Below are 7,633 nucleotides of genomic sequence, written 5' to 3'. Positions count from 1 at the left end.
TAGTAGCCTTCGTTGAGACCTTCCTGGTTCTCCTTGTGCGTCTGCGGCATCGTCGCGAGTTCCAGCGAGGGCAGGGCTGTGAGACCACCGACGTAGTTGGCGAAGATCTGGTCGGCGGAGATGGCGATGTGGATTTGGTTACGCTTCTTCGCATCCGGCAGGCACGCGGTGAGCCAGGTTGAGAGCTCCAGCGCATGCGGTGCGCCATTGAATGGCGCGATCGGCACGCCGGAGATGCCTTTCATCAGCAGGCACTGGTTCAAAATGGGACGCAGCGACTCGAGTGCAGGCGGCGGTGACTTGAGAAAGCTCTCCGGCGACTTCGGCCAGAACTGATCCATGATCACGCCGTGCGGCATGTACATGAACCCAAGCCGCACCGGCGGCTTGTAGGCCGTTTTGCCTTTGAGGGACTCGGCCCAGCCCATGGTTTCCAGCAACGGCAGTCCGAGCGAGGCTCCGAGGCCGCGCAGCACGGTGCGGCGATTGATGAGGTGATTGCGGATCATGGGGAGGCGGCGATTTGGTCCTGGACTCGGCGATTCAAAAAGGGATAACTCGTGACGATCTCGATGATGAGCGTCTGCATCCGATAGCCATCCTGGGCGATGGTTTTCATGAGCTGATCCACCACGATTTCGTCATAGCCTTCGAGCTGGCGACACAGCGCGTAGGCCATGAGTTTCTCAGTGAGATTACGCGCCAGATCGTCTTTTCGTGCGGCGATGATGGCTTTCAATTCCTTGGGCGAGGAGAAGTGCTTGCCGCCGGGCAGTTCGCCCACGGCGTCAATGGGGCCGCCGGATTCGTCCTTGTCGCGCCAGCGTCCGATGGCGTCGAAGTTTTCAAGGCCGAAGCCGATGGGATCGAGGATCTTGTGGCAGTTGGCGCAGACCGCGTTCGTGCGATGCAGTTCGGTGCGCTGACGCAGGGTGAGATTGGCGACCTTCTTTTGATCCTGCTTTTCGAGGGCTGGCACGTTCGGTGGCGCAGGCGGGACATGCTCGCCGAGCACCTGCTCCAGCACCCAAACACCGCGCTTCACGGCACTGGTGCGGTTGGGGAAAGAAGTTGTCGCGAGGACGCCAGGCATGCCGAGGATGCCGCCGCGATTGGCGTCGGCGAGCTTCACCTTTTGCATCTCGGCACCGGTGATTTTTTTCTCGAGACTGTAGATCGTTGCCAGCGTGCTGTTGAGGAAGGTGTAGTCACCATTGACGAAGGTAGTGACGCTACGGTTCTCGCGCACGATGCTGTCAAAGAACAGGCGTGCCTCGTCATACATGGACGTCCGCATCGCCGGTGTCATCTGCGGGAACTTCTGTTCGTCGAAGGTCTTGGTGGCGAGGCTGTCGATGCCGAGCCATTGAGCGCCAAAGCCGTCAAACAGCGCACGAGAACGATTGTCGGCCAGCAGGCGCTTCGTCTGTGCCTTGAGCACAGCGGGATCGTGGAGCTTGCCTTCATCTGCGAGTTTTGATAGTTCCGCATCAGGCATTGTGGCCCAGAGGAGATACGAGAGGCGCGAGGCGAGCTGGTAATCATCCAGCGGCACGATTTTCTGGCTCGCGTTCGTCTCCGTGGCCGGGGTGATGAAAAGGAACTGCGGTGACACGAGCACCGCCTTGAGCATGAGGCGCAATGACGCAGCGTGGTCGAGCTTGTTTGCTCTGCCGAGATCAAACACGCGCACCAGTGTGTCGAGTTCCGCTTCGTTGGCCGGACGGCGATACGCACTGCGGGCGAGCCTGCGTGCGACGTCGCGCACATCGGTGTCCTTTTCTCCAAGGAGACGCATTTGCGTGCCTGCGGACATCTTGCGGATCGCCTCGTTCGCGATGGCGAGATACTGCTCCGTCTGCATCGGCGAGAGCGAGTTGAGGTAGCCTTCGCCAGGCACTTCATCAGGCAGGTCCTTCGCAATGGCGAAATCGACGCCAAGGAGGTCGTGCAGCGTGTTGCCATACTCGACCTTCGTGAGGCGGCGGATGACGAAGGGACCGGGATCGCGGGAACTGAGGTACTTGATCTGTGCGATGGCATCAATGAAGCGCGTGCGTTCGTCGTCGGACGGCTGGTCGGCATCGTCGGGCGGCATGTCATGCGCGTTGACGTTCGCGATGGCTTCCATCCACTTCCGCGCGAAGGCCGGATCACCCGGCTTGCGCACGGCGACACGAAGATTGAGTCCCGCCTTTGGACGGTCACCATGACACTCGACGCAATACTTCTTCACGAAGGGATCGACGTGCTCTTTGACTGCTTTCTGCGCCGCGGCCTGTTGCGCGGCGGCTTCCTTGTCCTCCGCCGTCTGTGCGGGACAAGGCAAGGCCAAGGCAAGCGTGACGCTGATCACAGTCATCGCCAACATGCTGCAACGTAAAGGTCCTGATTGGGTCATTCTGATCTTCAAATGGGGGTGTTCATATCACGCCCGATTCTTCGCGACTCTATCGGCCATCAAGCTGAGCGAGCATGCAACAAGGAGGGATCGTCAGCCACACGGCCTACGGCTCCTCAAACCACTCGCGCGGATCGAGACCGTAGTATTTCCGCAGCTCTTCGTACATGTCCGGACGTTTGCGAAAGAGCTGTCGGGGCTTCTCGAAAAACGTTTCTGTCGCGACGGCAAAGAACTCCGCCGGACTCGTCGCACCGTAACTGTCCAGCACCGTGGCGCGGCCTTCCTCCAGCTCATGCTGAAACTCGGCGTAGTTCTCGTGAAACACCCGTGACCATGAACGGTACGCGGATCGGCCCGGCAGCGCAGGCGCACCGTCTGTCGGACCGTCTTCGTGATCGAGCTGATGGGCGAACTCATGGAAGGTCACGTTCTCGCCGTCGGCGATGTCGCGTGCTCCGTGCGCGACCGAATCCCAGGCGAGCACGACCGTTCCGCGGCCCCACGATTCACCGAGCCGGAAGACTTCGCCCTCCGTGACGATGCCGAGCGCATCCACGCGTTTTTGCTTTGAATGAAAGGTGCTGGGGTAAAGATACACCGCCTGCAGGCGCGGATACGGTCGTCCCTCACGATGAATCACCAGCAGGCAGGCCTGCGCCGCCACCGTGAGAATCATGTCCTCCGTCAGTTCCAGCCCACCGCAGCCCTCGAAGCGCACGGTGGCGATGAACTGTGAGATCCGCTCGTGCAACCGCAGCCGCAGCTCCTCCGGCAGTCGCGCATACAACGGCAGATTCTTCTTCAGCAGCGCGATCCATTCTTCATGGAACACCGCTTCCTTTCTGCCAAACCAGTCCTTCAATTTCTGCAAGATCATGGGGTTGATGTTAGAAGACGCGGGACATGCCGCCAGATCATACGCGGGAAGGCCGTGCAACAGCGCAACGGATGGTCAGCATTGCGCAAGCAAGGCGCTTGACGCCGCAGCGGCGTTTCAGGCAGTCTGGTGCCCATGAACTGTTGTCGTCTCCGTCCCCGGTTTGAGCATGTGCTCGAATTGGGCGTCGATGCCGCGCGGGAACTGATCGTAAACGGTGCGCTCAAGCATGCGGAACAGTGTGACGTGAAAAGTTTTCCCGGTTACGTGAGCCTGCACGTGCTGGAGAAGGACAGCCAGTACTGGTCGCCACGCCTGAGCTTGAGTCTGGAACCGGAACCGGACGGTCGCACGCGGGTCATGGGCACCTATGGGCCGGGCACAAATGTGTGGTCGGCGTTTCTGTATGGCTATTTGCTGGTGGGATCGGCCGGGGTGTTCTCCGGCCTTCTCGGTGTGTGCCAGTGGTGGCTTGGGATGACCGCCTGGGGCCTGTGGATTTTCTTCGCCATGCTCGCGATCGCAGTTGGGATGTGTGTCCTGGCGCAGGTCGGCCAAAAAATAGGCGAGGAGCAGACTCTGGCGCTGCACCGGGTGTATCAGGACGCTGTTGGCGCGCAGGTGGAGATTGGCTGACAGCGGACACGCCCCGATGCTGTCCGCTGTCTTGTTTCGCTCTCAAACGAGCGGTGTTTGATCACTGCAACAACGCTTTAGCACGCCGGACCTCGTAGGACGGGGGAAGGTTGGCGGAGGACTGCAGGACCATGGGGCCCACATGCACCATGCCGTTCTTGCGCATGGCGTCACGGACCGCCCGGTCATGATAGTAGGTGTTGCTGGCCAGACTGCGGTGGTCGTAAAGGAAGGGCGTGTAGAGGCTGGGGCTGTACTGCTGCATGGCGACGCCGTTGATCGTGTAGAGCGGACCAGCAACACCCGGAGTGAACGGGACCACCCTGGCAGTGCTCACCCATTGAATCCGAGGAAACCGCGACGGATAGGCACAGGCGGCAAGAGCGAGGGTCAGACCGGTCAGGGCAAGAAGCAGGAGGCGACGGTGCATGGTATGTATGGTTGGTGGAGAAAGGGCGGAGAAAAGGGATTTCGACTCTTATAAATGATAACGACTCAAAAAGTCCATATCTCTCATTTTGAGACCTTAGGAAAGAATTTGTGTTCGAACTTTCAGAGCGGTCTGCCCAATTCCGGCGTGGTGCGACTCAATTCTGGCGAATTCCGGAGCGGAGGGACCCGCAGTCCGGTCAGCTCAGTTCCTGACCGTGGCGCGGCATGGCCCTGGCTTGCGGTTCCGTTTTGTTTGATCGACGACTCGCGGCCCGTGCGCCTAGACTCACGCTCTCATGAACCTCAAGCTCACTCCGCTCATCCTCGCAGCGCTTCTCAGTTGTTTCTCCGCCTTCGCCGAGGCTCCCAAAGCCGCCGATGACAAACTGGCTGCGTTGCGTGCGCTGAAGATCGACAAGGGAACGATCACGACCGTGGAGCGCGATTCGACCGGAACACGGACAATTGTGAAACTGGTGCTGAATCCGGCGAAGGGCTCGAACATCCACGTCGAAGTCTGGCTGCCCGATGCGGAGAAGTGGAACGCGCGTTTCCTCGGCCTTGGGAACGGCGGCGCGGCGGGAAAGATCAATCCGGGCGGCCTCGCGAGTTCGAGCGCGGCGGGTTACGCGGTGGCGACGACGGACATGGGCACCGCACCGAATTCCGACTCCGGCATTGGCAACGAGGAAGTGTGGAGGGACTTCGGCTTTCGTGCCACGCATCTCATGACCGTCGTGGGGAAGCAGATCGTGCGGGCGCATTATGGCATGGACCCGGAGCTTTCGTATTTCAGCGGCGGGTCCACGGGTGGCCAGCAGGCCTTGCAGGAGGCGCAGCGTTATCCTGAGGACTACGATGGCATCGCGGCTGCTGTCGCCGCGCATTGCCGCACGCCGCTGCACGCTTACTTCCTGTGGAACGAGCAAATCTTGAAGAAGTGCCCTTTCACGAAGGAGCAGGACGCGAGTGTCATCGCTGCAGCGAATGAGTTCATGGCATCGCGGGAGATCCCGCTGGCGGCGGGCAAGTTCGTTTCCGATCCGCGCTGCACCGCACAGGACATTGAGGCCGTCATCGCGCTGGCGCGGAAGAAGGACGCCACGCTCACGGATGATCACGCCGTGGCCTTGCGAAAACTCTTCGACGGCCCGCGCCATGCCGTGACAGGCGAGCGCCTTTTCAATGGTATCCCGCTCGGCAGTTCCATCGCGGCGTCACACGGACATCTGTATTTGTTCCAGTGGGTCTTCGGCAAAGACAAGAACCTCGAGGAGATCAACTTCGGCGCGGACATCGACACCTACACCGCGAAGCTCGCGCCGTATCTCAACGCGCAGAATCCCGACCTCAGCGCGTTCTTCAAGCGCGGCGGCAAGCTCGTCATGACGCTCGGCACTGCGGATTCCGTCGTGCCTTACCACGCCTCGATTGATTACTACGAGCGTGTCATCGAGCGCATGGGCGGGCTCGATCAGGTGCAGTCGTTCTTCCGCTTCTACGTCGTTCCCGGCCTCGCCCACGGCGGCGGTCCCGGCATCAATCAGGCGCCGAATCTGCTCGAAGCGGTGCGTGCTTGGCGCGAGACCGGCACCGCACCGTTCGCGCTCACCGGCCGTCACGTGGAGAACGGCAAACCTTTGTGGGAGATGACGATCTATCCGTATCCGATGCAGACGGGATGGAATCCGACGACCAACAGCTTCAAACCGATGGAAGGCAAACGCGGTGGCGTGGATCCGATCGCGGAGCGTTTCCTGCCGGCGGCGAAGGAGTGAAGCGGAACAGGATTTTACCCGGGGCAGGCCGAGCACAAGAAATGCACACCCCGGTCTCTTGATCGCGGGTGCTCCGTGGTTGAAGGAGCGTTGGATGATGCTCCGCCTCATACTTGCCGTGCACCGGAAGGTGGACTTCCGGCGCGTGCTTCCTGTTCTGGCAGGTGCGGCGCTTTCCGCCTGCCAGCAGGCGTCCGTTCATCTGGCCGAGGATGATCTGCTGCGGCAGGCGCGGGAATGGCGTCAGGAAGACGGGATGAAAGCGGCGCGCGACCGTCTGCTGTCGAGCTTGGAGAAAGCGGACGCGGACGGCGGCGGCTTTGAAAAGCGGCTTCTGCGAACCAATGCGGACAAGCAGTTTGCGTATGCCGACTCGATGGCGGGCATGTCCATGGCGGAGCGCCGGCGGACCGGCATCTTTTTCGTGGGAGGCTTTCACACCTCGACCGGGCTGTCGAAAAAGGTGGCTGCCAATGTGGTGGCGGATCTCTGCAAACAGGGCTGGCATGCGCGCCTCTTCGAACTGACGCCGCACGAGACGGTCGGGGAGGATGCGCGGCAGGTGCAGGCTGCGATGGAGCGGGAACTGCCGCAGGTGGATCGCGCGGTGCTGGCGGGTTTTTCGAAAGGCGGGCTGGACTGGATGCAGTGGTTTGCCAGCGAGGCCGGGAAGCTGCCGCTCCGCGAGCGGGAGAAGGTGCGGCTGATGCTGAGTTTTTCCGGTGTGCTGCGCGGTTCCATCGTGGGGGACTGGCTCTACCGCGGCGGAGCCCCGTTCGCGCAGATGACGCGATGGTATGTGTGCCTGGTGGATCCGCTTGGAAAGAAGGTCATGGAGGATGTGAGGTCGGTCAGCCAGGATCCCTGGATGCAGGACTCCGGGCCGCGGCTGCTGGAAGTCGCGCCCAATCTGCGGGTGGTCAGCCTTGTGGCGGTGCCTGACGGGACCGCCGGGTATCCTCAGGTGCATCCCGGCTTTCATCTGCTGAGCCGGGTGGTGGCGGCACAATGGTCGTGGGTGGGACCGCTGGACGGCATGACCGAGAGCGCCTCCCAGGTGCTGCCGCCCGGCACGGGCGTGGAGCAGCATCTCGTTCGGGTGCTTGGCTCCCATGCACTGCTGGACGGGCGCTACGTGAACGGCGCGAAGGTCAGCGCCGGGTTTCACCGCCGGCGAGATCGAACTCACGCCGGAGGCGAAATGCTCGATGACCTCCTGCGCAGCCTCCCGCGCGCGTGGGTCTCATGGTAGGGGCGCGCTGCGCCGCGTCCCATTTGTCTGTGGGCGGAGGAGGCGCGGAGTTTCTGGGTGTGTTCGAAAGACAGCCCCGTTCCGCGTCGCCCACCGCCTTTGCCTTCCCACACGCTGCTTGCCGACACCGACCTCTGTCTGGGGTGACATAGACCCCTCTGTGGGGTGACATAGACCCCTCTGTGGGGTGACATAGACCCCTCTGTGGGGTGACATAGACCCCTCTGTGGGGTGACATAGACCTCTCTGTGGGG

Annotated in this window: 7 protein-coding genes; 3 read left to right on the top strand and 4 right to left on the bottom strand. The window is 61.5% G+C overall.

Going from position 1 to position 7,633, the window contains the following annotated elements:
* The 3 genes from KDL09_RS00035 to KDL09_RS00025 form a co-directional block, all read right to left on the bottom strand.
* Positions 1 to 509, bottom strand: a 509-nt coding sequence (locus KDL09_RS00035; RefSeq protein WP_294380037.1) for a DUF1552 domain-containing protein, incomplete at its 3' end; no start/stop codon positions are given.
* On the bottom strand, positions 506 to 2,371 hold the full coding sequence (locus KDL09_RS00030; protein ID WP_294380036.1) for a DUF1592 domain-containing protein: 1,866 nt from the start codon (positions 2,369 to 2,371) through the stop codon (positions 506 to 508). The genes KDL09_RS00035 and KDL09_RS00030, both read right to left, overlap by 4 nt.
* 136 nt (positions 2,372 to 2,507) lie before the next feature.
* Positions 2,508 to 3,281: a M90 family metallopeptidase gene (locus KDL09_RS00025; RefSeq protein WP_294380034.1), complete on the bottom strand. Its 774-nt coding sequence runs from the start codon at positions 3,279 to 3,281 to the stop codon at positions 2,508 to 2,510.
* A 135-nt stretch (positions 3,282 to 3,416) separates the two neighbouring features.
* On the opposite strand from KDL09_RS00025, the gene KDL09_RS00020 reads away from it, so the two are divergent.
* On the top strand, positions 3,417 to 3,917 hold the full coding sequence (locus KDL09_RS00020; RefSeq protein ID WP_294380032.1) for a hypothetical protein: 501 nt from the start codon (positions 3,417 to 3,419) through the stop codon (positions 3,915 to 3,917).
* Between the two features lie 61 nt (positions 3,918 to 3,978).
* Here KDL09_RS00020 and KDL09_RS00015 read toward each other — a convergent pair whose 3' ends face one another.
* A complete protein-coding gene (locus KDL09_RS00015; RefSeq protein ID WP_294380030.1) occupies positions 3,979 to 4,347 on the bottom strand; it encodes a hypothetical protein in 369 nt (122 codons plus the stop codon).
* A gap of 298 nt (positions 4,348 to 4,645) precedes the next feature.
* On the opposite strand from KDL09_RS00015, the gene KDL09_RS00010 reads away from it, so the two are divergent.
* Complete coding sequence (locus tag KDL09_RS00010; RefSeq protein WP_294380027.1) at positions 4,646 to 6,127, top strand: tannase/feruloyl esterase family alpha/beta hydrolase; 1,482 nt, start codon at positions 4,646 to 4,648, stop codon at positions 6,125 to 6,127.
* Between the two features lie 94 nt (positions 6,128 to 6,221).
* Positions 6,222 to 7,379: a hypothetical protein gene (locus KDL09_RS00005; protein WP_294380025.1), complete on the top strand. Its 1,158-nt coding sequence runs from the start codon at positions 6,222 to 6,224 to the stop codon at positions 7,377 to 7,379.
* Positions 7,380 to 7,633: the final 254 nt, after the last annotated feature.

It is taken from the genome of Prosthecobacter sp. (assembly GCF_020439865.1).
In the GTDB taxonomy this organism is placed as follows: domain Bacteria; phylum Verrucomicrobiota; class Verrucomicrobiia; order Verrucomicrobiales; family Verrucomicrobiaceae; genus Prosthecobacter.
Note: the sequence above shows the minus strand (reverse complement) of the source record. Positions and strands in the feature narration are given on the sequence as shown.